Origin of the sequence: Pedobacter sp. SYSU D00535, assembly GCF_017355855.1 — a bacterium.
Lineage (GTDB): Bacteria > Bacteroidota > Bacteroidia > Sphingobacteriales > Sphingobacteriaceae > Desertivirga.
Genome location: NZ_JAFEWD010000001.1, coordinates 743,645 through 765,391 on the forward strand (window position 1 = coordinate 743,645; position 21,747 = coordinate 765,391).

27 protein-coding genes are annotated in these 21,747 nt (G+C 41.5%); 12 read left to right on the forward strand and 15 right to left on the reverse strand.

Translation table 11 applies throughout. The features are described 5' to 3' along the window. The first annotated feature begins 9 nt into the window (after positions 1-9). From J4N23_RS02980 to J4N23_RS03005, 6 genes are all read left to right on the forward strand, one after another. The gene (locus J4N23_RS02980; RefSeq protein ID WP_207425510.1) at positions 10-1,773 is read left to right on the forward strand and encodes a peptide MFS transporter; all 1,764 of its coding nucleotides are present in this window, start codon (positions 10-12) and stop codon (positions 1,771-1,773) included. Positions 1,774-1,858: 85 nt separating this feature from the next. Further along, positions 1,859-2,596, forward strand: coding sequence for a polyprenol monophosphomannose synthase (locus J4N23_RS02985; RefSeq protein WP_207425511.1), 738 nt, complete (start codon positions 1,859-1,861; stop codon positions 2,594-2,596). A 116-nt stretch (positions 2,597-2,712) separates the two neighbouring features. After that, positions 2,713-3,930: a pyridoxal phosphate-dependent aminotransferase gene (locus tag J4N23_RS02990; protein ID WP_207425512.1), complete on the forward strand. Its 1,218-nt coding sequence runs from the start codon at positions 2,713-2,715 to the stop codon at positions 3,928-3,930. Then, positions 3,905-4,879 carry a bifunctional heptose 7-phosphate kinase/heptose 1-phosphate adenyltransferase gene (locus tag J4N23_RS02995; RefSeq protein WP_207425513.1) on the forward strand — a complete coding sequence of 325 codons (975 nt, stop codon included), beginning with the start codon at positions 3,905-3,907 and terminating at the stop codon, positions 4,877-4,879. Before J4N23_RS02990 ends, J4N23_RS02995 begins: the two co-directional genes overlap by 26 nt. 124 nt (positions 4,880-5,003) lie before the next feature. Beyond that, positions 5,004-6,053: a tRNA preQ1(34) S-adenosylmethionine ribosyltransferase-isomerase QueA gene (gene queA, locus J4N23_RS03000; RefSeq protein WP_207425514.1), complete on the forward strand. Its 1,050-nt coding sequence runs from the start codon at positions 5,004-5,006 to the stop codon at positions 6,051-6,053. A 99-nt stretch (positions 6,054-6,152) separates the two neighbouring features. Next, a complete protein-coding gene (locus J4N23_RS03005; protein WP_207425515.1) occupies positions 6,153-6,824 on the forward strand; it encodes a 2-C-methyl-D-erythritol 4-phosphate cytidylyltransferase in 672 nt (223 codons plus the stop codon). A 55-nt stretch (positions 6,825-6,879) separates the two neighbouring features. Here the strand turns inward: J4N23_RS03005 and J4N23_RS03010 are convergent, their stop codons facing one another. The 4 genes from J4N23_RS03010 to J4N23_RS03025 form a co-directional block, all read right to left on the reverse strand. After that, entirely contained in the window at positions 6,880-7,032 is a 153-nt protein-coding gene (locus J4N23_RS03010) for a lmo0937 family membrane protein (RefSeq protein WP_207425516.1), read from the reverse strand. Between the two features lie 218 nt (positions 7,033-7,250). Further along, entirely contained in the window at positions 7,251-7,472 is a 222-nt protein-coding gene (locus J4N23_RS03015) for a DUF2795 domain-containing protein (protein ID WP_002996718.1), read from the reverse strand. 80 nt (positions 7,473-7,552) lie between these two features. After that, positions 7,553-8,101 carry a cob(I)yrinic acid a,c-diamide adenosyltransferase gene (locus J4N23_RS03020; RefSeq protein WP_207425517.1) on the reverse strand — a complete coding sequence of 183 codons (549 nt, stop codon included), beginning with the start codon at positions 8,099-8,101 and terminating at the stop codon, positions 7,553-7,555. A 1-nt stretch (position 8,102) separates the two neighbouring features. Further along, entirely contained in the window at positions 8,103-8,540 is a 438-nt protein-coding gene (locus J4N23_RS03025; protein ID WP_207425518.1) for a helix-turn-helix domain-containing protein, read from the reverse strand. Positions 8,541-8,639: 99 nt separating this feature from the next. Here J4N23_RS03025 and J4N23_RS03030 point away from each other — a divergent pair, with 99 nt between their 5' ends. After that, a complete protein-coding gene (locus J4N23_RS03030; protein ID WP_207425519.1) occupies positions 8,640-9,293 on the forward strand; it encodes an NAD(P)H-dependent oxidoreductase in 654 nt (217 codons plus the stop codon). Positions 9,294-9,387: 94 nt separating this feature from the next. Here the strand turns inward: J4N23_RS03030 and rpmA are convergent, their stop codons facing one another. The 7 genes from rpmA to J4N23_RS03065 form a co-directional block, all read right to left on the reverse strand. Next, the gene (gene rpmA, locus J4N23_RS03035) at positions 9,388-9,660 is read right to left on the reverse strand and encodes a 50S ribosomal protein L27 (protein ID WP_207425520.1); all 273 of its coding nucleotides are present in this window, start codon (positions 9,658-9,660) and stop codon (positions 9,388-9,390) included. Between the two features lie 92 nt (positions 9,661-9,752). Continuing rightward, entirely contained in the window at positions 9,753-10,064 is a 312-nt protein-coding gene (gene rplU, locus J4N23_RS03040) for a 50S ribosomal protein L21 (protein WP_207425521.1), read from the reverse strand. A 225-nt stretch (positions 10,065-10,289) separates the two neighbouring features. After that, positions 10,290-10,568, reverse strand: a complete 279-nt coding sequence (locus tag J4N23_RS03045) for a hypothetical protein (RefSeq protein ID WP_207425522.1) — start codon at positions 10,566-10,568, stop codon at positions 10,290-10,292. Further along, positions 10,565-10,942 (reverse strand): two-component system response regulator, encoded by a 378-nt coding sequence (locus J4N23_RS03050; protein ID WP_207425523.1) that lies wholly within the window; start codon positions 10,940-10,942, stop codon positions 10,565-10,567. The genes J4N23_RS03045 and J4N23_RS03050 overlap by 4 nt, the downstream gene beginning before the upstream one ends. A 441-nt stretch (positions 10,943-11,383) precedes the next feature. Further along, entirely contained in the window at positions 11,384-12,022 is a 639-nt protein-coding gene (locus tag J4N23_RS03055; RefSeq protein ID WP_207425524.1) for a response regulator transcription factor, read from the reverse strand. Between the two features lie 242 nt (positions 12,023-12,264). Further along, a complete protein-coding gene (locus tag J4N23_RS03060) occupies positions 12,265-13,086 on the reverse strand; it encodes a phosphatase PAP2 family protein (RefSeq protein ID WP_207425525.1) in 822 nt (273 codons plus the stop codon). A gap of 84 nt (positions 13,087-13,170) precedes the next feature. Then, on the reverse strand, positions 13,171-13,629 hold the full coding sequence (locus tag J4N23_RS03065) for a DinB family protein (protein ID WP_207425526.1): 459 nt from the start codon (positions 13,627-13,629) through the stop codon (positions 13,171-13,173). A 176-nt stretch (positions 13,630-13,805) separates the two neighbouring features. Between J4N23_RS03065 and J4N23_RS03070 the strand changes: the two genes are divergently transcribed. Then, a complete protein-coding gene (locus tag J4N23_RS03070) occupies positions 13,806-14,024 on the forward strand; it encodes a hypothetical protein (RefSeq protein ID WP_207425527.1) in 219 nt (72 codons plus the stop codon). Positions 14,025-14,521: 497 nt separating this feature from the next. Here the strand turns inward: J4N23_RS03070 and J4N23_RS03075 are convergent, their stop codons facing one another. The 4 genes from J4N23_RS03075 to J4N23_RS03090 all read right to left on the reverse strand — a co-directional run bounded on the left by J4N23_RS03075 (position 14,522) and on the right by J4N23_RS03090 (position 17,239). Continuing rightward, positions 14,522-15,022, reverse strand: a complete 501-nt coding sequence (locus J4N23_RS03075) for a hypothetical protein (protein WP_207425528.1) — start codon at positions 15,020-15,022, stop codon at positions 14,522-14,524. A gap of 52 nt (positions 15,023-15,074) precedes the next feature. Continuing rightward, entirely contained in the window at positions 15,075-16,445 is a 1,371-nt protein-coding gene (locus J4N23_RS03080) for a dicarboxylate/amino acid:cation symporter (protein WP_207425529.1), read from the reverse strand. A 117-nt stretch (positions 16,446-16,562) separates the two neighbouring features. Continuing rightward, positions 16,563-16,853: a hypothetical protein gene (locus J4N23_RS03085; RefSeq protein WP_207425530.1), complete on the reverse strand. Its 291-nt coding sequence runs from the start codon at positions 16,851-16,853 to the stop codon at positions 16,563-16,565. Between the two features lie 83 nt (positions 16,854-16,936). Further along, on the reverse strand, positions 16,937-17,239 hold the full coding sequence (locus tag J4N23_RS03090) for a hypothetical protein (protein WP_207425531.1): 303 nt from the start codon (positions 17,237-17,239) through the stop codon (positions 16,937-16,939). Between the two features lie 142 nt (positions 17,240-17,381). Between J4N23_RS03090 and purU the strand changes: the two genes are divergently transcribed. The 4 genes from purU to J4N23_RS03110 all read left to right on the forward strand — a co-directional run bounded on the left by purU (position 17,382) and on the right by J4N23_RS03110 (position 21,650). Beyond that, positions 17,382-18,221 carry a formyltetrahydrofolate deformylase gene (gene purU, locus J4N23_RS03095; protein ID WP_207425532.1) on the forward strand — a complete coding sequence of 280 codons (840 nt, stop codon included), beginning with the start codon at positions 17,382-17,384 and terminating at the stop codon, positions 18,219-18,221. 218 nt (positions 18,222-18,439) lie between these two features. Next, complete coding sequence (locus tag J4N23_RS03100) at positions 18,440-19,756, forward strand: ammonium transporter (RefSeq protein WP_207425533.1); 1,317 nt, start codon at positions 18,440-18,442, stop codon at positions 19,754-19,756. A gap of 126 nt (positions 19,757-19,882) precedes the next feature. After that, the gene (gene pncB / locus J4N23_RS03105; protein WP_207425534.1) at positions 19,883-21,052 is read left to right on the forward strand and encodes a nicotinate phosphoribosyltransferase; all 1,170 of its coding nucleotides are present in this window, start codon (positions 19,883-19,885) and stop codon (positions 21,050-21,052) included. 34 nt (positions 21,053-21,086) lie between these two features. Then, positions 21,087-21,650 (forward strand): AraC family transcriptional regulator, encoded by a 564-nt coding sequence (locus J4N23_RS03110; RefSeq protein WP_207425535.1) that lies wholly within the window; start codon positions 21,087-21,089, stop codon positions 21,648-21,650. Positions 21,651-21,747 lie beyond the last annotated feature (97 nt).

Sequence of the window (21,747 nt, forward strand, 5' to 3'; positions counted from 1 at the left end):
ATTGATTCTATGTCGAATTCAGCAAACGATAACTTTTTCAACTCGAAAGTACTCGGACACCCAGAGGGACTCTTTGTGCTTTTCTTCACAGAAATGTGGGAACGATTCTCTTATTATGGAATGCGGGCCTTACTGGTATTATTTCTTACCAGCTCCATTCTGGGGCAGAATCCCGGCTGGGGCTGGGAGCGGGAAAACGCACTTGCGATCTACGGGTCCTACACTTCACTGGCCTACCTCACTCCTATCCTGGGTGGTTACATTGCTGATAGAATTATTGGTTATCGATGGGCAGTAGTTGTGGGAGCTTTGTTAATGACGCTCGGTCATCTTTCCATGGCCATCGAAGTTCATCAGGCTTTTATGTATATGGGTTTGGCATTACTAGTGCTCGGCAACGGCTTCTTCAAACCTAATATGACTTCTATCCTTTCGGAGATGTATAAAAAACACCCGGAGAAAAAGGACGGAGCTTACACCATCTTCTACATGGGAGTGAATGCCGGCGCATTTCTCGGGATGTTGCTTTGCGGTTATATAGGAGAAAATCCCAACTGGGGATGGAGCTATGGCTTCGGCCTGGCAGGTATTTTCATGTTTATCGGAATGCTTCAGTTCTATTTTACCCAGAACATTTTTGGCACTATTGGGCTAAAACCTGTTGAAGACAAAGAAACAAGGGAAGACCTAGGCGATCCTGCGGAAGCTCAACGGAATCCCTTTTCAACTTTCGACCTTGTTTTGATTGGCATTATCTCTATTACCGGATTGATTTGGGTAATAAATGATCCGCTTTCCAAAATCACTTCTGTCAATTTCTTCAATTTTACGGTAGGAGATATATCCGGAAGCAACGTAGCCATTAGTGTTGCCTTGATTCTCTTCCTCATTATCTTGATAAAAAGGATTTCTCAGTATACTCCTGTCCTGCGCGACAAAATGATTGCAGTAATAATCCTTGCCTTTATTACCATTTTCTTCTGGGCATCTTTCGAACAAGCTGGAGGTTCGATGACCATCTTTGCAAAAGATTACACAGCCCGGGTTTTGGAAGGCAATTACAAGGTGATCTTCAACGTCGTTAACACGCTTATCACCATTATCCCCCTTGCTATCATCAGCTACGTATTATTTAAACTGTTCAGGAACACCTTCGGTCGTTTTGCCCTCGGGAATATTATACTCGCTTCCGGTTTTATAGTTATCTGGGGAATTGTGATTTACATGCTGTCGAATCAGTACAATGCAGTGCAGGCAGAAGTACCGGCGACCTGGTTTGGTGTATTAAACTCCTTATTCATTATTACCTTTGCACCCCTGATTTCAAAGATCTGGGAAAGTAAATTCAACCCTTTTGCAACAATCAAGTACGGTCTGGGTATGATGCTTTTGGGGCTGGGATTTGCAGTGCTCTCTTACGGTGCCAGTGACATCCCTCAGGGAGCCAAAGTAGCTTCTGTTAGCATGGTGTGGCTTGTATTCGCCTACTTTTTCCATACCATGGGAGAACTTTTTATATCGCCGGTGGGCTTATCTTACGTAAGCAAACTTGTTCCGGGAAGAATGATAGCAATTATGTTTGGAATTTGGTACCTGGCCATTGCCATTGGAAATAAAATTGCCGGAACTTTAGGTGGGATGATTGACCAAATTACCGCGCAGTATTCGATGTCAACTTTCTTCCTGATCTTTACACTAATACCGATAGGTCTAGGTTTATTGATCATGTTACTTACTCCGTTGGTCAAGAAATTAATGCACGGCGTCCACTAGCATTAACAATATTTACCCCCGGTTTTTGCCGGGGGTTCTTTTTTCTGTTTCAAAAAATTACTTTTGCTCCTTTCACTGCCCCGACGTGTTATCAGACAGCTTAGTACTTATTCCGACATATAACGAAAAAGAGAACATCGAGAAAATTATTCGAAAGGTTTTCTCTTTAACTCACCCCTTCCATATCTTGATCATCGATGACGGCTCGCCGGACGGCACTGCTGATATAGTGAAGCACTTACAGGGAGAGTTCGACGGGAAATTATATATCGAAGAGCGGAAAGGGAAACTTGGACTTGGCACGGCTTATATTCACGGTTTTAAGTGGGCACTGCGTCATAATTATGAATATATCTTTGAGATGGATGCAGATTTCTCTCATAACCCCGACGACCTTATCCGCCTTCGTGAGGCTTGTGTTCACGGAGCAGACGTTGCGATTGGCTCACGATATATTAAAGGCGTAAATGTTGTAAACTGGCCGATGAACCGTGTTTTGATGTCCTATTTTGCATCGGTGTATGTTCGGTATGTTACGGGCATCCCTATTCAGGACGCTACGGCAGGCTTTAAATGCTACCGCCGTAAAGTGCTCGAAACGATAGAGCTTGACCGGATCAAATTTGTAGGTTACGCCTTTCAGATCGAGATGAAGTTTACGGCCATTCAGCACGGGTTTAAGGTAGTAGAAGTACCTATCATTTTCACAGACCGGACGGAAGGCACCTCGAAGATGAGTACAAAAATCTTCCGGGAAGCCTTTCTTGGTGTTATTCAAATGAAAGTAGGCAGCTTGTTCAGAAAATATAAAAAGGCCTCTTAAATTCTTGTTTCGAGTACCTGTTATCTGGCAGCAAGCGATAGTCGAGCCCCCCGCCTCTCATCCATAAAATGTAAGTTTTTTCCATCATTACCTAAACGCTTCATATATTTGCGCTTATGAGTATTTTATCGAACAGAATTAATAATCTTGCTGAGTCGGCAACTATTAAAATGGCCAAACTCGGAAGAGAGCTAGCAGCACAAGGTGTTGACGTGATCAGCCTTAGTCTTGGTGAAACAGATTTTTTTACCCCTGATTTCGTTAAAGACGCTGCCAAGAAAGCTATTGATGAAAACTATTCTTACTACACTCCTGTTGCAGGTTACCCAGAGCTGAGAAAGGCTATCGCAGCCAAACTTAAGCGCGAAAATAATATAGATTATAACTTCGATCAGATTGTTGTTTCAACCGGTGCAAAACAGTCTTTGGCAAACGCAATTCTTTGTCTTGTTAATCCTGGCGAAGAAGTGATTATCCCAACTCCTTATTGGGTATCTTATTCTGAGCTAGTAAAATTAGCTGATGGTGAGTCTGTTTTCATCAACGCGACCATCGATTCTGATTTCAAAATCACTCCGGAGCAACTAGAAGCAGCAATAACTCCGAAAACGAAGCTGTTCATGTTCTCCTCTCCAAACAACCCTACAGGTACTGTTTACACTCGCGAAGAGCTGGCCGCGCTGGTGGCTGTTTTTGAGAAATACCCGAATATCTACATCATTTCTGATGAAATTTATGAACACATCAATTTCATTGGTCAGCATACGTCAATAGCAGAATTTGAAAGCGTGAAAGACCGTGTAATCATTATCAATGGCCTATCTAAAGCTTATGCGATGACAGGCTGGAGATTAGGTTTCTCTGCCAGTAACAAAGAAATTGCTAATGCTATAGACAAACTTCAGAGCCAGGTTACTTCGGGAACATCTTCTATTACGCAGATGGCCGGTGTTGCAGCTTACAATGGGAGTCTGGACAGCGTAAAGGAAATGCAGAAAGTTTTCTTGAAACGCCGCGACCTTGTGTACGGATTACTTAAGGAAATCCCAGGCCTGAAAGTAAACTTACCAGCTGGAGCTTTCTACTTTTTCCCTGAAGTGAGCTCATTCTTTGGAAAATCGGTGGATGGAGAAGTAATTAAAAATGCCGATGATCTTTCCTTATACCTTTTAAATAAAGGTCATGTGGCAACGGTAAGTGGCGACTCTTTTGGCGATCCAAATTCAATCCGTCTTTCTTACGCAGCTGCAGAAGACAAATTAATAGAAGCTTGTAAACGTATTAAATTTGCATTAGAACAGTTAAAAGATGAAAAAACTGTTCCAGCAGTTTAATACCCTTAATATTCTTATAATAGGCGATGTCATGATGGACTCCTACCTTTGGGGAAGTGTAGAACGCATTTCCCCGGAGGCGCCTGTTCCTGTTGTATCTGTAAAAAAGAAGGAAAACCGTCTGGGTGGAGCTGCTAATGTGGCCCTGAACATTCAGGCCCTGGGAGCTAATGCTCTCATTTGCGCTGCGATTGGCGACGATCTGGAAGGCGACGAGTTTATACGCTTAATGGAGCATCAGGAATTGAACACTGATGGCTTGATCCGCCTAAGCAACCGTCCCACCACCGTAAAAACCCGAGTTATTGGCCATCGCCAACAAATGCTCCGTATTGACGCTGAGATGGACGAGGAGCTTTCAGAGGCTGATTCTGGCAAGCTCCTTTATAAGGTTCGCGAACTTTTGGATGAGAGACAGATAGACGCTATAATTTTTGAAGACTACGACAAAGGAGTGCTGTCTGAAAGGCTGGTGAAAGAAGTAGTAACGGAAGCAAACAGACGCAAAATTATTACCGTTGTAGACCCGAAGAAACGGAATTTCCTTTGTTATAAGGATGTCACTCTTTTTAAACCCAACCTGAAAGAACTTCGGGAAGGCTTAAAAGTAGAAATTGACGTAACACAGCCGGAGGAACTGGAGTCAGCTGTTAAGCTACTTCAAGACAAACTTGGCGCCCGCCAAATAATGGTAACCCTCTCCGAACACGGTGTGTTCATTCAGTCGGAAAAGGGAAAAAAGATTATTCCCGCTCACATACGGGACATTGCGGACGTATCCGGAGCAGGAGACACCGTAATTGCAACAACGGCAGTTTGTCTTGCGGCCGGCCTCGATGAGTTTCAAACCGCCGCTATAGCTAATCTAGCGGGGGGACTCGTATGTGAATATGTGGGCGTAGTACCTATTAATAAAGAGCAACTACTTAAAGAAGCTGAGTTAATCTAAAAGGTCAAAACTGTTTTATCAAAGTTTTGTCTTTTAATTGTTTAAAACTAAAACGGCGGGGCAAATTGGTAAAATGTCGTCTATTTTTCACTAAATTTGCCCGCTAAAAAATTTATATTATTTTATGAAATTATCGCAGTTCAAGTTTAACCTACCCGAATCTTTAATCGCTCATTCTCCTGCAGATCAGCGTGATGAGGCGCGTCTAATGGTACTAGATCGTCAGACCGGTGCTATTGAGCACAAGATTTTTAAAGACGTCCTGGGTTATTTTAATGAACACGACGTGATGATTTTGAATAACACCAAGGTTTTTCCAGCCAGAATGTATGGCAATAAGGAAAAAACAGGTGCCACTATCGAAGTTTTCCTTTTAAGAGAATTAAATAAAGAACTACGTCTGTGGGATGTACTGGTTGATCCGGCACGCAAAATCCGCGTAGGAAATAAATTATATTTTGGAGAGGACGATCTTTTGGTTGCAGAGGTGGTTGACAATACCACTTCGCGGGGAAGAACAATCCGCTTCTTGTTCGATGGAACTGACGAAGAATTCCGACGCAACATCGAGATCCTTGGAGAGACTCCCCTTCCCAAATACATTAAACGCAAGGCAACAGAAGAAGACAAAGAGCGCTATCAAACCATCTTTGCAAAAAAAGAAGGCGCAGTGGCTGCTCCAACTGCCGGCCTCCATTTTAGCCGCGAGTTGATGAAACGTTTGGAACTTAAAGGCGTTGAGTTTGCTGAGGTTACCCTTCATGTTGGCTTGGGGACTTTCCGCGCTGTAGAAGTAGAAGACTTAACAAAGCACAAGATGGATTCTGAACAGTTCATCATTGAACAGAAGGACGCTGACATTGTAAACAGAGCAATCGAAGACAAACGTCGGGTTTGCGCCGTAGGGACTACTTCGATGCGAGCAATCGAATCTGCAGTCTCCGCAAACAGAACCTTAAAAGCGGCTAACGATTGGACAAGCAAGTTCATATTTCCTCCGTATGACTTCAGCATTGCCAATAGTATGATTACCAATTTTCATACGCCGGAGTCTACTTTGCTTATGATGATTTGCGCTTTCGGTGGATACGAAAATGTAATGAATGCTTATGAAGTAGCGGTAAAAGAGAAATACCGATTCTACAGCTATGGAGATGCCATGCTGATTATTTAGAATTGCCCTTACCCGTTAAATATAAAAGCAAAATAAATAGGTGGAGATTGTGATCAATCTCCATTTTTTGGTTTAAGCGTACTCCTTTCGTCCCTTTTAATGAAAACATATGCCATCATAGTAGCAGGAGGCTCTGGTAGCCGAATGGGAACAGAATTGCCAAAACAGTTTCTAGAGGTAAATTCCAAACCGGTTCTGATGCATACATTACTTGCTTTCCACCGCTCATCAGTTAAACCTGAAATACTTTTGGTGCTCAATAAGCATTATCATAACTTTTGGAAAGAACTGTGCGCCCTTCATCAATTTGATGTTCCTCATATCTTGGTAGAAGGTGGCGAAGAAAGATTTCATTCAGTGAAAAATGCACTCAATTTAGTACATCAACCCTCTCTTGTCGCTATTCATGATGCAGTAAGACCAGTAATAAGTAATGAATTGATAACGCGTTGCTTTAATGAAGCTGAAGAGAATTTAGCCGTAATTCCTGCAGTCAGCAGCCGAGACTCCTTACGTCAAAAACAAGGAAATGGTACAGTAGCACTCAACCGATCTGAGGTTCTGATTGTACAGACACCTCAAGTTTTTCATTCCGACATTTTGAACAAGGCCTACCTGCAGCCCTATTCCGACAATTTTACTGATGATGCATCAGTAGTAGAAAGAAACGGAAACGAAATCGTTATCACAGAGGGAGATTCGAAAAATATAAAAATCACGTATCCGGAAGATTTGGAGATAGTTGCGCTATTTCTAAAAAGTGAGGCATAAAAAAAAATCCGGGCTGAACCCGGATTCTTTTAAAACCTATTTTTATTGGTGGCTACTAAACGGCCCCACGTATCACTCGTAATAAAATTGCAATAATTGCTATTACCAATAGAATGTGGATAATTCCTCCGGTAGCATATCCTCCAAAAAAGCTCACAGCCCAGATTATTACCAGGATAACTGCGATGAAATAAAGTAAATTTCCCATAGTAGTATGTTTTTCGTTTTAGATTGATTATTTCATTTGAAAGATATATTACAAAAAGCGGACCAGTTATTTGGCGTTAGCTAGCTGTGTAGTTTTCGCTATACAAGAAAAACAGATACTCAGGGGTAAAAAGGCAGGAAGATAGAGAAGGTAAGTTACTGATAATTTTTTAGTTGGCTAATGCCTTAACAAAAAACCCTGCGGGTGCAGGGCTTCTATTAATATTCGTCTTCGTTAAAAAAGAAATCATCCTTTGTAGGATAATCAGGCCATATTTCCTCTATATTTTCATAAGGCTCGCCGTCATCTTCGAGAGCCTGGAGATTTTCAATCACTTCAACAGGCGCTCCTGAGCGGATAGCATAGTCAATTAACTCATCTTTTGTAGCAGGCCATGGAGCGTCTTCCAGGTGCGATGCTAATTCTAATGTCCAATACATATTTTCAAAGTTTAAGCTTCTCTAAATTTGTCGCAAAAGTATAATAAAAAATATAAGAATTTGAAATTTAATTTTAAAACTCACACGCGCGGAACCCACTTATTTTCCTCGATTCCTTCATCCAAACACATCTTTCTAGCCAAAACAAACAGATAATCGCTCAGACGGTTAAGATACATTACAACTTTCTCTTCTACAAAACTTTCTTCCGAAAGTTGCACTACCAGCCGCTCTGCCCTTCTGCACACACACCTAGCTATATGGCAGAAAGAAACAGCGGTAGCACCGCCGGGCAATATAAAATGCTTAAGCGCAGGAAGCTCCAATTCCAACAAGTCCATTTCCTTCTCCAGGAACTCAATATCCGAATCATACAGGTCGGGAATCTTCATCCGTGACTTCTCAGGGTCAGAAGCAAGACTAGCGCCTATTGTGAAAAGGCGGTCCTGAATCTCCTTTAGTATATCCTTCTGCCGATCGTTCAGCTGTTGGTCTCTTACCAGTCCTATGTACGAGTTTAATTCGTCGACTGTCCCATACGCTTCGATGCGCTGGTGGCTTTTAGCAACGCGTACTCCACCTATCAGAGAGGTTTTTCCGCTATCCCCGGTTTTTGTATAAATCTTCATGTTACAGCTTAATTTCAGCTTCTCTCTCCAAAGCTTGTCTTCTGGCTTCAAATATATGAGTCATATTCTCCGTGGCCCAATCTGATAGATGCATCAATTGTACCAGCAGACTCCTTCCCAGCTCTGTTAATTGATACTCTACCCGCGGCGGAATTTCTGGGTAAACTGTTCTTGTTACCAAGCCGTCTTGCTCCAAATGTCGCAATGTAACCGTCAGCATCCGTTGCGACACGCCATGAATCTTTTTCATCATCTCCCCAAATCGCAACTTGTCACTTTTCCCTAAAACTATGATGGCATGAACAGACCATTTATCGCTAATGCGGTCTATCACGTCACTTATTGGACACATCGTCTTTGTCGGCATACTGTCAGGAAATCGTTTCCCAACTTTTTCTGAACTCGCTCCTGAGCCCTTTGATCCATTAGTTACTTCCATACAACCTTGTATTAAAAAAGTGCCTTATTGTTTTATACTAAGTTACTAAATAGTTTTGAGTTATTAAAAGTAACTAAAAAAATAATAATAATCGAAGTTATGGACATCTTATCATTATTAAACTGGCGCTACGCAGCCAAACGAATGACCGGACAGGAAGTTCCACAGGAAAAAATAGACCGCATACTAGAGAGCATTCAATTATCCGCATCTTCAATCGGTATGCAACCATTCCGCGTGTTAGTGATCAAAGACACTGAGTTAAAGTCAAAGATACGGGAAGTTGCAGCAAACCAACCACAAATAACAGAAGCCTCACACTTGTTGGTGTTTGCAGCCTGGGACACGATAACTCAAGAGCGGGTTGAGGACTACTTAAACAGAACAATTGAAGTACGTCAGGTGACTCGAGAATCCCTTGCTCCTTTAAAAGCTTACGCGGATAGCATGCTCAACAACTCTCCGGAACAAAACTTTAATTGGACATCGAGACAGGCCTATATCGCCCTGGGAACGGCTCTTATTGCTGCTGCAGCAGAAAAAGTAGACGCAACTCCAATGGAAGGATTTAATCCACAAGCCTTGGATGAACTTCTAGGACTACAGGAATTAGGATTAAAAAGTGTGACTTTGCTACCCCTTGGCTATCGGGACATTGAAAACGACTGGCTTGTAAATCTTCCTAAAGTCAGAACTAAAAAGGAAGACCTTTTCATCACTGATAAAGAATTGCAGGCTACTGCAAGTGCATAAACAGAAGCGCTTGTCCCCAGCAAACAGCTAGCATTGAAACAAAAAAAAGGCGTCTTAGCAACTAAGACGCCTTTTTTTATTAAATCTGAATTTCTTATTCTGCAGAAGCTGCTGCTACTGGGATTACAGAAACGTATGATTTGTTATCTGCTTTCTTTCTGAAAACTACCTGTCCATCAACTAAAGCAAATAAAGTATGATCTTTACCCAAACCTACGTTTTTATCAGGATGGTGTTTTGTACCCCGCTGACGTACGATGATATTTCCTGCAATTGCATTCTGACCACCGAAAATTTTAATACCTAAACGCTTGCTATGCGACTCGCGACCGTTCTTCGAACTACCGGCTCCTTTTTTGTGTGCCATTTTTTCTTATCTTTTTAACCGGGAAACCCAATTATGTTTTAAACTCTGTTTTTTAAGTCGTTCGGACTTTTAACTCACTACTTCCTGCTTTATTATAAAGCGATGTCAGTAATTTGAATTTTTGTAAACTGCTGACGGTGACCATTTTTCTTCTTGTAGCCTTTACGACGTTTTTTCTTGAAGACGATCACTTTATCTCCTTTTAAATGAGACAAAATTGTAGCCGAAACTTTAGCTCCTTTCAATGCATCAGCACCTACTTTAATATCACTTCCGTTAGCAGCTAACAATACCTTGTCAAATTCAATACTAGCGCCCTCGTCACCTTGTAATCTGTGTACAAAGATCTGCTGGTCTTTTGCAACTTTGAATTGCTGTCCTGCTATATTTACTATTGCGTACATTGTTAGTATGTTTTTTAAATGAGGTGCAAATATAGGGAATAAAAGTTTCAATCAAAACCTTTTTTGTTTTTTGAAACTAGCATTTATTTCTCCATTTTTATTGGTCCTGTTGTTAGTTATAGCAGTTTCTACCTCCCCCTTAAAAACTACTTTCGCAAAAAAAGCTGCTGCTCCTACCAGGCTCAATTTAGACGGCAAATATTTCATCACCGTTTACAGCAATTACTATTTCCTTACATTAACCAATCGGAACGAGCGCAGGCCGAGTCGTTTTTTAAACCACGCTACGGCTGAGATCAATTCATCTGTACCCCCACCCCTTAGTCCAATATTCTCAAAAATAAAAAAAGCATCTCTGGCTACACCGTAAAATCCCTCTACTAAGGGTAAACAGCTCACGTCCGGAACTCTTGTAACCTTTACCCGTGTGTGGCCCCCGTATTCACAGATAAAATCGCTATCGGGAATGTCCTTATACCACAAAATAAAATACTTTCTTTTCATAAGTCAACGTTTTTAGCATGAATACAAGCTTCCACTGTAGCCAAAAGCATGCTCAAGTCGAAAGGTTTAGATATTATGTCATTACAGCCGCAAGTACTGGCAATCTTCAGCAAATTAGGATACGCAGATACAATAACTACGGGTAAATGACACGTAGCAGAATTTCGCTTGATCTGCCGACACACTTCATCACCTGTTGTACCGTTCAGAAGGTAATCCACTAAGACAATGTCTGGCGAAAAGTTGGCTATCATTACGAATAGTTCTTGACAACTCTCTATTGTTTTTACCTCGTAATCAGCATATGTGAGAACTTCTTCCATCACATCAAGCACTTCTGCGTCGTCATCTAAAATTAAGACCCGTTTCTTCATAAGCTTTCATATGCATCCCTAGTGATTTTTAGCTTATCAAGCCTTTGAAGCCCCCGTTGGCACCGAAATGCCTCCTTACTGCTTAACGACACTACAAACTCTGTATCGTCGACTCCCTTTGCCATCTGCCTAGGCTCTGCATCCAGACTGAAATAAGTATCGTATTGCATCGGCATATCTGAAAGATTAGGACGGTATCGCACCGGAGTTAAATTGAGGACAACAAGGGTCTTTGACGAAAAAACAGATGTGGTCTTGGAAAGGAGAAACTTATACCCCCTCTGTTTCAAAAATTGTAGTAGATAAGGAGTCAGAAGTCTTTTCATAAGCTGATGTTGCTACAACAAAAGCAAATTTAGTTCCCACTGAGAACAAAAAAATCTGAAGAAATACTGGTTTTAGGTTCGGGAAATACGGCTTTCTCTCCTACTAAGGTGTTGCTTAAGCGACTAATCCGCTCTGAACGGCAAATCGGATCAGGGCAGCAGTATTTCGCGTTCCGGTTTTTTCAAGCAAATTTTGACGGTGACCTTCCACCGTCCGGCGACTCGTGAAAAGCTTCTCGGCAATTTCGTTATTGGTAAAACCCTCGGCAATAAGAAGGAGCACCTCTTTTTCCCGTCGGGAAAGCTCAATACCTGAACCGGTATTGGGCGCAGAAAAAGCAGCTTTATTCAAGAGTTTTACACTCATTTCTGAACAAATGTACTTCGAGCCCGCAGCCACGTGCTTAATCGCAAAAAGGAGCTCGTCCCGGCTAATATTTTTCAAAAGATATCCCGCAGCTCCAGCGCGCATAGCTTCCAACAGATACTGTTCGTTATCTACCATCGAAAGAAAAAGCACCTTCAACTGTGGATTATTCCTTTTTATCTCCTCCAGTAAACCGAGTCCGTTAAGTCCGTTCATATTCAGATCGGTTAAAAGGATCTGTGCATCCACTCCATTGGCTAGTTTTTGTATTGCCTCTATGCCATTCACTGCTTCATCTACAACTACAATTTCATTTTCCTTCTCAATCAGCGACTTTATTCCGTTTCGTACAATGTTGTGATCCTCTGCTAAAAATACCTTTATCAATTCCTGTAATCTTACTTGTCCTGAAAAAATTCAGCTCAGCCAAATATCAAAATTTTATGCATTGACGGAGATAAGGGTAAATACCTGTTTTTAGGGAGGGAAAAATACGCAGTAGCTATTCCGACTACTTTCAGGGAGGAAAATAAAGGGAAAAAACGATAAAAGCCGGCGCTTCTACACCGGCATGAAAACAATATAAAGGGCCAGGAGCAATACTTGTTCGCCTTTAAGGATTTGCAGCACTAAAAGGTGTAAGAAAGCTGTAAGCCACTGTAACTTGCCCCACCGAAGGGAACTACGCTTAAGTTATTGTTTGCCTTTTTATGAAGATGCGGCACCAAAATTCCCGCACCTGCGCCAACTGCATAACCAATCAGGTTATCGCTCAAGAAATGCATGCCGGCCCTCAAGCGGTAGTAACCGACTGTTGCTGGTACCAGGGCTGCCGCAGCCCATACATAAGGTTTCGCTTTTGATTCAGGATTAAAATCACTGAACACTTTCGCCGCAAAAAAGGTTGCTGAAGCTGTTGCCGCAGTATGCCCTGCAAAAAAGGATCGTTGCGCACCTTTCTTTGTCCTTTCCCCCAAAGGCGCCGCAGTACCATAGGTAAAAGGTCGACTCCTGTTTACAGCCCCCGCCGTGATAGTGTACATTGCTCCTGTTACAGCCATTGTTTCCAGGTATAAGGCCATCACTTGACCAGCTTTACTCCCAACATTCCTGTTTAAGAGCAAAGCAACCGGCATGGCAAAAGAAGCATAGAAAGGATAATAACTCAACTTGTCCGCATTTTCTGAGTAATCCCCGGCAGAAAACCTGTCGAAAGCGGGAACATCATTTTTAGACATCTGAGCAAGTTCCGACTCTGTGAGTCCTTCTTTATTTTGGATAAGCTTAAAACCTAAAACGTTTAAACCAATCCCAACTGCTATTGCCGGGCCGTCCACCTTGAGACTAGTTTTATAGGGAGACCAATTCCGTCCAAGGGAATCAGTCTGACTAAATGCACCTTGCGTGTATGCTGTAAGAAGGAAAAATAAAAATGTTATATTTCTTATCATGTTGTATAGTGTTTATAGCCTTAACACGATAAGATTTTAAATAGTTTGATTGTGCAGGTTGCTTCTACTGTCTGGATAAAAAAGTCACATTAAAAATCTTTTCTGCGCCATCACATACCCTAAATGCAATCCTTCGTGCATACAGACATATTTTAAAGCATCATCAATATTGTTTAGGGCAACGCCTGAACTGGTGGTATAGGCGGTGTAGTTTGAAAATAATCCGCTTTTTAGATCGGCCCGCAACTGTTCAATCGTCGCTGTTAAATAGGCTTTTAGTTCTTGAATTTCTTCCTCAGTTACCGTTGCTTCTGGCTTTGTTCCTCGCCCATACCGGCCCACTATTTCGGCAGGAACTATTAATGGTTCATTTCCTAGCTTGTAACACAGCACTTGTTGACTCGCCACCAAGTGCCCAAGATGCCATGCAATATTATTATTAAAATTTGGAGGGACGGTATTAAGGCTCTCAATAGAAAGCCCCTCAATCAATTTAAGAAAGCTTTTGCGAGCATTTTCTATCACGTCAATGTACATATTCATAAAACAAAAATATGATCTGCCGTCTTAGAGTTAAAATGATCTTCTTCGAGTACAGGACGATCAGTAACTATTATTTAATATTTCATTAAACTTTATTTATATTTAATGAAAATTTTACAACAATTATTTTTATTTGTTGTAATACTATTAGATCTTATCAGAATAACACAAACGCTATGAAAACATACACAGTCAATATCAACGGAGTTCCTTACTTTATTGAGCAGCCAAGCAGTGATTATAATATTTTCTATGTTAACAGAAAAAAAGGAACCTGCTGTATCGCGAAGGATGCGAACAAGAAGTGGATTATTGAAACTCAAGTAAATCCTGAAGCTCAGATTCCAGTAGAGCAGATAGGCCGTTTTCTCGAAGACCAATTGAGCATTAACTAGGGTGCAAGGTGCAGATTACGCAGTGTATCTGCGAAATCTGCAGTCGCAGCTAGATCAGCTTATTCTGAATCTATATTACAGCCTTTTAGGAGCTATAGATTTAGTTATGCCCTTTATCTCCCCGCTTTCTATTTTCTAAGCGTTACCATTGACTAGACTACCTTATTTCAAGCAATTTTATAAGCGATATTTCGGAGCCTACAAAGTTTGGTGAGAATTTCCTGCCTCAATTTCTACTCCCCATTCCTCAGTTTTCCCCAGAGCAGAAATAGCCTGAATAATTCCTACTTGGAACTTATTTCTTTTTAAGAAAAAAGCTAAAGAAATAGGGCAAAAAACGGGAGATTAATGAAAATGTTGTACTATTTAAGCGAGACAAGCGTTTAGGCATCAAAGTTGGATATATCAACCCAAGTTGATTATTGAACAACAAAGATGTTTAATAAATTAGCGCCTCAGGCCTTAAATTCCGATTTAAGGCCTTTTTAATTTTTCGGCTATTTTTTGGCACGACTTTGTGCTTCGGCAATTCGATCGTTTACTTCCTGAATCAATCTCCTTGCAGCGTCTTTCAACTGTGGTTTTCCATTATAATCCACGTCAAAATCGATGTGTTTTGTTTTCTGCTGATACTTAAACTCCAAATAGTATCGAGGGTCCACTGAACCATCCTCCCTATTGCCTTCCATACTCTCTGGAAAATTCCAAAACCCAAGATCCGCTGCCTTCCTGTGGAGATAAAGAAGGTCATCCTTATTTAGCTTCACATTGGTTCTAACCAGGGAGTCGCGGTCATTTAAGTATTGAAACTCGCCAGTTTTAGAATTATACTGATTAACCAAGCTATCGCCTGGGCCATACTTAAAAGTCAAGGACTCAAATTCAGCAAACTTGTAGGGTGCGTTTTTCACCATCATACCATAGTAGTACATACAGTAGACTAAAAATGGGACTACTATACTTAAACCCAAAAATATCCTTTTTGATCTATCGCTCATCTTAATTTAACTATTAATAAACAGGTAACAATAACTTATCCAGCGTCCGAGCTTATTCAAAAACCTGATCATCCACAGGTTTATACTCCTTCTCCCACTTGGCAATTACAATGGTAGCCAGGCAATTTCCAATAACGTTGACCGATGTTCTTGCCATGTCCATTAGCTCATCAATTCCAAGAATTGCCATGATTGGCCAGGCGGGCAAACCAAAAGAACTTGCCGTCCCCAGTAAAATAACCAGGGAAGCACGCGGTACGCCAGCCACTCCTTTGCTTGTAAGCATTAAGGTAAAGACAATTAACAATTGCTCGCCGATACTAAGATCAACTTTTGCTGCTTGAGCGACAAAGATAGCCGCCAGCGACAAATACAAAGTAGTACCATCTAAGTTGAAACTATAACCCGTGGGCATTACGAAAGCAACAATCTTTCGTGGAACACCCAATTTCTCCATATTCTCCATCGCTCGGGGAAGTGCAGCCTCTGAACTGGTGGTAGCAAAGGCAATAGAAACTGGCCCAGACACAGCTTGGATGAATTTTTTTATGGGCACTCCTACAAACAGCGCTATTGGTAGCAGCACGCCAAAAAGGAAAAACAGAAGCGCAACATACAATGTAATAAGCAACTTGATCAGATTAAGCAAAATATCTAACCCCATGTGCCCAACGGTTGCTGCAATGGCAGCTCCCACACCGATAGGCGCAAAGTACATGACAATGTTGGTAAACTTGAACATCACTTCGGCCAGGCTTTCAGTGAAATTTAACATCGGCACGCGCTTATCCTCTCGTACCATTGCAAGGGCAACCCCAAAAATCACGCTGAACACTACGATTTGAAGTATCTGTCCTTCTGCAATAGATTTAGCAATGTTTTCAGGGAAAATATGGAGGATAATGTCATTCCAGGACTGTGAAGGAACACTGGGCAACTCTTCATGAAAACCGGCAGGAAGGGAAATCCCAGCTCCTGCCTGAGAAATATTAATAGCAACCAGACCTATAGAAAGAGCAATGGTAGTGACAATTTCGAAATAGATGATAGACTTCCATCCCATTCTCCCCACCTGCCTCAGATCGGCATGTCCTGCAATCCCGTAAACCAGCGTAGCAAATAACAAGGGTGCCACAATAGTTTTAATCATTTTCAAAAAGACCTTACTTAATACCTGCAGGTTTTTAGCTACTTCCGGAAAATCATTGCCTATTTCAGCGCCTACAATCATCGAAACCAAAATCCACGACGTCAGGGAGTTTTTCTTTATTCCGTAAAGCAAAAGCACAACTATCGCAAGCCACCTTGAAAACAGAAGCACCGATGGAGTAACGGGCACAAGATTATATGAATTGAGAAAAGCGAGAATTGCAGCAATAGAAACCGCAATTATAGCAGCAAAACCTGCTTGTTTTAACTTCATGGAAAGGATTAATGATCAGGCAAAGGTAGTTATTTAGATTCACCACAGCAACGCTGGTTGGGGAAACCAGATGTGGAATTTAGAGAAAGGAAGAAGACGGAGCCCCTTCCTTTTATTCTACTTATCCTGACGAGCGACAAATTTGTGAAAGGTACTCACTTCTCCGTCAGCTTTTTTATCCTGATATAGAAAATCGAGTTTCTTTTCTTCAAATTTTTCAAAAAAGTCTTCCCATTCAATTTGCTCAAAACGATCGTCGTTATCGCTGTGATCAGGAAAATGAATTCGAAGAACCCCCTCGTCGTCACCTCTACCGGTATTTTTCACAGATGCGGGAACTCCTCCGCGGGCTTCAGCCCATTCTTGAATTTTTTTATGATCGTGTGTTGTCTCTGATGAACTACTCATGGTTATTATTATTTAAGAGGTCATCCCTGGCCGTAATTGCATTAGGGATGACCTCGCTGTTGCTACTTAAATTATATGCACTATTACAGAAGCAGGATCAACAATAGGATGATGATAATAATTGCTCCTACAGACAGATAAACTCCACCGCCGGTTACGGCACGTGCCTGCTGTTTCATTTCTTTAAGCTCTTTTCTCAATTCCTTACGTTGTTCACGCGTAAGTTGAGATTTATCCATAGCTTTAATTTCTTCAACACGACGTTGTATGGACTGAATTTGAGCAGTCTGCTCTTCAGTTAACTGCTTCGGTTTGTCTGCAGCGGAGGCAGAAAATGAAAGGCTCAGCATAACAGCAGCCATTAGCGTAAAAATGAACTTTTTCATAAAAGGTGTTTTTAATTGTTTCCCTTTTAACACCGGCTTTCAGAAAACTGTTTTTCAATAAGCGAAAGTTAAATGCTTCTCTACGCAGTTCAATTCTTATCTTTTCTATAGACAATACGGATTGAGCTTTTATATTTAGGGCATGAATAAAACCCTGGTTCTAATCGAGTGCAAAGATGAAGTTGGTCTTGTAGCTATCATATCGCAAGTTCTTGCCAGACACCAGTTGAATATTGTTGCAATGCGGGAATTCGTGGACGAAGCTGCCAATCGCTTTTTTGCCAGAATTGAATGTTACGGAGAAAACTTTAACGAAGATAGCCTGCAGCACGAATTAACCTCTGGCCTACCTGCACTTGCAAAGGTTACTATCAACCCAAAATCCGAAAAGCGAATTGCGGTACTTGTTACTAAAGAATATCACTGTCTGGCAGATATCCTGGTAAGACATTTCTTTAATACTCTCGGAGCTAAGGTTTGTTGTATTGCAGGAAACTATGAAGCATTACGCTCGTTCACCGAGCGTTTTGATATCCCTTTCCACTACGTAAGTCACGAGAATAAATCGAAACAAGAGTTTGAAAGCGAGTTAATCAATTCGATTGAACCATACACCCCTGATTACATTGTACTTGCTAAATTCATGCGTATTCTCTCACCGGAATTCGTAGCCCGCTTTCCAAATCGCATTATTAATATCCACCACTCGTTTCTTCCGGCCTTTATCGGCGCCAGCCCCTACAGACAGGCTTTTGAAAGAGGGGTAAAACTGATAGGCGCAACCGCTCACTTTGTGACAAATGATTTGGATGAGGGCCCTATCATTGTCCAGCAGACAAATCCGGTAAATCACACCTTTGGCGTTTCTGAAATGGTTATTGCAGGAAAAGAAATTGAGAAGTCAGTATTAAGCAAGGCACTTCAACTTGTATTTCAAGATCGCGTTTTTGTTACAGGCAACAAAACGATTATTTTCGAATAAAGGCGGGCGGATGAGAGTGATCTTCACCCACTCATTCGCCAACCTCATCCTTTCCCAGGCAAAGCAATCCAGCAAAACCGTCAGAAAGAAGAAAAAATCGAATAAAATGTCAGAAAAACAGTAAAATTTTATACAGTTTTCCAAAAATCGTTACTAAAAATTTATTTTACACTAGATTTCGAATATATTTGCCGCAACAACACAACCAAAATTGACTTATGGCAAGAAAATTATCCAGGATTCCATTCCTGTTTATTCTATTTTTTACTGTTCTCTGCTTCTTTTTCCCTTCGGTTCCTAAAAACATCAACAACACAGCAAACCTAAACCCAACGGATATTGCATGGATGCTTACTGCTACAGCCCTGGTTTTGATCATGACCCCAGGTTTAGCATTTTTCTACGGGGGAATGGTGAATAAAAAAAATGTCATTTCCACCATGCTCCAAAGCTTTATTTGCATGGCAGTGGTAACGGTTATTTGGTTTGTATTCGGTTTCGGCTTAGTATTTGGCAAGAGCCAAAATGGAATTATCGGCAATCCAGCCGACTTTTTTATGATGCAAGGTTTATTAGAGGGACAACCATGGGAACTGGCGCCAACAATTCCACTTGCTCTTTTTGCCATGTATCAACTTAAGTTTGCCATTATTACACCTGCACTTATTACCGGTGCATTCGCCGAACGCATCCGCTTCATCTCCTACGTTTTTTTCATATGCCTGTTTTTCATTTTCATTTACGCCCCTTTAGCCCATGCAACCTGGCATCCGGAAGGAATCTTATTTGAACTTGGGGTCCTGGATTTTGCAGGCGGAACAGTAGTGCATATGTCCGCAGGCTGGGCGGCGCTTGCCTCCGCTCTTTATTTGAAACGCAGAAACGAACCCAATCATAATCCTGCAAGAATCACTTATGTTATGCTCGGAACCGGACTCTTATGGTTCGGCTGGTTTGGCTTCAACGCTGGATCTGCATTCCATGTAGGAAGCCTGTCAGTCACTGCGCTTTCAACTACTATGGCTGCTTCAGCGGCAGCTGCTCTGGCCTGGATATTTTTTGACGCATTCAAAGGCCGTAAACCCTCAGCAATGGGAACCTGTATCGGCGCAGTTGTTGGACTAGTAGCTATTACACCCGCTGCCGGATTTGTCACCATCCCTCATTCGTTAGCAATTGGAATCATCTCCTCGATTGTAAGTAACCTGGTAGTTGATTGGCGTACAAGAACTTCTATAGATGATACGCTAGACGTATTTCCGTGCCATGGCGTTGGTGGTATGGTGGGGATGCTACTAACAGGGGTTTTTGCATCACAAGCGATCAATCCAGCAAATGAAACAGGTAACGGGCTTTACTACGGCGAAACAAAACTTTTCATCGTTCAAACAGTCGCGCTTATTGGCGTTTCTATTTTTGCTTTCCTTGGTTCCCTTTTATTGTTAAAAGTTACTGACTTGATAACTCCATTACGGGTTTCAGAGGAAGATGAACGTCTTGGTTTGGATATAAGCCAGCACGGCGAGAGTTTGTAGTATTATTTGTTATACAATTAATAGAAGAAGGCGCGAAAGCGTCTTTTTTTATATCTGAGCAGCTAAGAATCTTTGCGAAGCTAAACCCTATCCATCTTTATCGGTTATAATCAGCAAAAAGCTAACGTGATTAAACTTCCTTCGCTTCTAGATAATGACTTCTACAAGTTCACCATGCAGAATGGTGTAATAAAACTTTTTCCGAGAGCAAAAGCTAAATACGAATTTATCAACCGGGGAAAGCATAGGTTTCCTCCAGGGTTTGCTGCAGCTTTAAGAGAGGCGGTAGACAACATGTCACTTCTTAAGCTAACTACGGATGAAAAGCAATTCCTCGCTAAGAACTGTCCTTTCCTCGACCCTACATACCTTGACTTCCTTCAAGGTTATTGTTACAACCCAGACGAAGTTATCATACGGCAGACAGAAGAAAACCTGCAGGTTTCGATTGAGGGATATTGGTATCGAGCTATTTTATGGGAAGTTCCCTTGATGGCCTTAATTTCGGAATTGTACTACCAACTTGTTCAGGCACAACCAGAGTCAGATAAAACGATAAGCGAGAAAACCAAAGCTAAAATTGAAAAATACACGGAGCTGGGAGTATCAGTTGCAGATTTTGGAACGAGGCGCCGGCACTCTTTCCATGTACACTCCCTGGTGGTAGAAACGCTCAAAAAATTCGGAGGTAAGACTTTTGTAGGGACAAGCAACGTGTATTTGGCATTTCTGAATAAAACGAAACCGATTGGGACACATGCACACGAATGGTTTATGTTTCATGCCGCTAAATACGGTTTTAAAATGGCAAACGCCGTTGCTCTCGAAAACTGGACCAATGTGTACCGGGGCGATTTGGGTATTGCCCTTTCTGATACATATACTACAGAGGCCTTTTTTCAACAATTCGATAAGAAGTTTTCTAAGCTTTTTGACGGTGTACGTCACGATAGTGGAGACCCTGTAGAATTTGCCCAAAAAACAATCAAGCATTATTCCTCCCTAGGAATTGATCCATCATCAAAGACAATTATTTTTTCAGACGCCCTGAACTACGAAAAAGTTAAAAAGATCGCGGCGTTTTGCGCGAAAAAAATCGGAATGTCCTTCGGCATAGGAACTAATTTGACAAATGATGTAGGCCTCAATCCTCTCAACATCGTAATAAAAATGACAGAGGCGTTGCCAGAGGACCAGCAGTGGCAAAACGTGATTAAGCTATCAGATGAACCAGGGAAGCACACCGGAAATTTGGAGGCGATTGCGCTCGCGAAAAAGATTTTAAATATCGAATAAGGATCTTGTTGGTTTTTTTATTTTGCAGCCAGCTATGGAGAAAATCTACATTAAAAGTATGGTGTGTCAGCGGTGCATTTATGCGGTTGAGCAACAACTAAATGCCCTCGGCATTACCCCGCTCAACGTACAGCTGGGAGAAGTGACAATAGAACAACCCTTGACCCGAGATCAAGAGTCTGTATTGAAAGCTAATCTGGCGGCCATCGGCTTTGAGGTACTGGACGACGAAAAACAAAAGTTGATAGAAAGAATAAAAACTATTGTCATTGAAAAAGTACACTATCAGGAAGGCGATGAAAAATTGAAGTTCTCCGCAATGTTATCCCAGCAGCTGAACAAGGACTACTCTTACCTCAGCAACCTCTTTTCGGAAGTTGAAGGAATCACAATAGAAAAATTCATCATCGAACAAAAAATAGAGCGTGTAAAGGAGCTTCTTATTTATGACGAATTAAATTTAAGCGAAATTGCTTTCAAAACAGGATATAGCAGCGTAGCGCACCTTTCAGCCCAATTCAAAAAAATCACGGGTCTCACTCCTAGCGCCTTTAAGCAGATGGGAATTCGAAGCAGGAAATCCTTGGACAAGATATAACAAAAACGTTACAGTAAACCAGAGTGAAATCGTAACGAATTGATTATTAATTAAAAAGCGGAGCCAGAACTAAGATTTTTCAATTATACATCTTTGC

Coding starts and splice junctions, on each gene's coding strand:
- J4N23_RS03090 (WP_207425531.1), bottom strand. CDS start 17,239: ATGAAAAAGTTCATTTTTACGCTAATGGCTGCTGTTATGCTGAGCCTT.
- J4N23_RS02990 (WP_207425512.1), top strand. CDS start 2,713: ATGAGTATTTTATCGAACAGAATTAATAATCTTGCTGAGTCGGCAACT.
- rplU (WP_207425521.1), bottom strand. CDS start 10,064: ATGTACGCAATAGTAAATATAGCAGGACAGCAATTCAAAGTTGCAAAA.
- J4N23_RS03025 (WP_207425518.1), bottom strand. CDS start 8,540: ATGGAAGTAACTAATGGATCAAAGGGCTCAGGAGCGAGTTCAGAAAAA.
- J4N23_RS03005 (WP_207425515.1), top strand. CDS start 6,153: ATGAAAACATATGCCATCATAGTAGCAGGAGGCTCTGGTAGCCGAATG.
- rpmA (WP_207425520.1), bottom strand. CDS start 9,660: ATGGCACACAAAAAAGGAGCCGGTAGTTCGAAGAACGGTCGCGAGTCG.
- J4N23_RS03085 (WP_207425530.1), bottom strand. CDS start 16,853: ATGAGTAGTTCATCAGAGACAACACACGATCATAAAAAAATTCAAGAA.
- purU (WP_207425532.1), top strand. CDS start 17,382: ATGAATAAAACCCTGGTTCTAATCGAGTGCAAAGATGAAGTTGGTCTT.
- J4N23_RS03070 (WP_207425527.1), top strand. CDS start 13,806: ATGAAAACATACACAGTCAATATCAACGGAGTTCCTTACTTTATTGAG.
- J4N23_RS03045 (WP_207425522.1), bottom strand. CDS start 10,568: ATGAAAAGAAAGTATTTTATTTTGTGGTATAAGGACATTCCCGATAGC.
- J4N23_RS03030 (WP_207425519.1), top strand. CDS start 8,640: ATGGACATCTTATCATTATTAAACTGGCGCTACGCAGCCAAACGAATG.
- J4N23_RS03060 (WP_207425525.1), bottom strand. CDS start 13,086: ATGATAAGAAATATAACATTTTTATTTTTCCTTCTTACAGCATACACG.
- J4N23_RS03080 (WP_207425529.1), bottom strand. CDS start 16,445: ATGAAGTTAAAACAAGCAGGTTTTGCTGCTATAATTGCGGTTTCTATT.
- J4N23_RS03020 (WP_207425517.1), bottom strand. CDS start 8,101: ATGAAGATTTATACAAAAACCGGGGATAGCGGAAAAACCTCTCTGATA.
- J4N23_RS03065 (WP_207425526.1), bottom strand. CDS start 13,629: ATGAATATGTACATTGACGTGATAGAAAATGCTCGCAAAAGCTTTCTT.
- queA (WP_207425514.1), top strand. CDS start 5,004: ATGAAATTATCGCAGTTCAAGTTTAACCTACCCGAATCTTTAATCGCT.
- J4N23_RS02995 (WP_207425513.1), top strand. CDS start 3,905: ATGAAAAAACTGTTCCAGCAGTTTAATACCCTTAATATTCTTATAATA.
- J4N23_RS03110 (WP_207425535.1), top strand. CDS start 21,087: ATGGAGAAAATCTACATTAAAAGTATGGTGTGTCAGCGGTGCATTTAT.
- J4N23_RS03075 (WP_207425528.1), bottom strand. CDS start 15,022: ATGAGCGATAGATCAAAAAGGATATTTTTGGGTTTAAGTATAGTAGTC.
- J4N23_RS02980 (WP_207425510.1), top strand. CDS start 10: ATGTCGAATTCAGCAAACGATAACTTTTTCAACTCGAAAGTACTCGGA.
- J4N23_RS03050 (WP_207425523.1), bottom strand. CDS start 10,942: ATGAAGAAACGGGTCTTAATTTTAGATGACGACGCAGAAGTGCTTGAT.
- J4N23_RS03100 (WP_207425533.1), top strand. CDS start 18,440: ATGGCAAGAAAATTATCCAGGATTCCATTCCTGTTTATTCTATTTTTT.
- J4N23_RS03010 (WP_207425516.1), bottom strand. CDS start 7,032: ATGGGAAATTTACTTTATTTCATCGCAGTTATCCTGGTAATAATCTGG.
- J4N23_RS03015 (WP_002996718.1), bottom strand. CDS start 7,472: ATGTATTGGACATTAGAATTAGCATCGCACCTGGAAGACGCTCCATGG.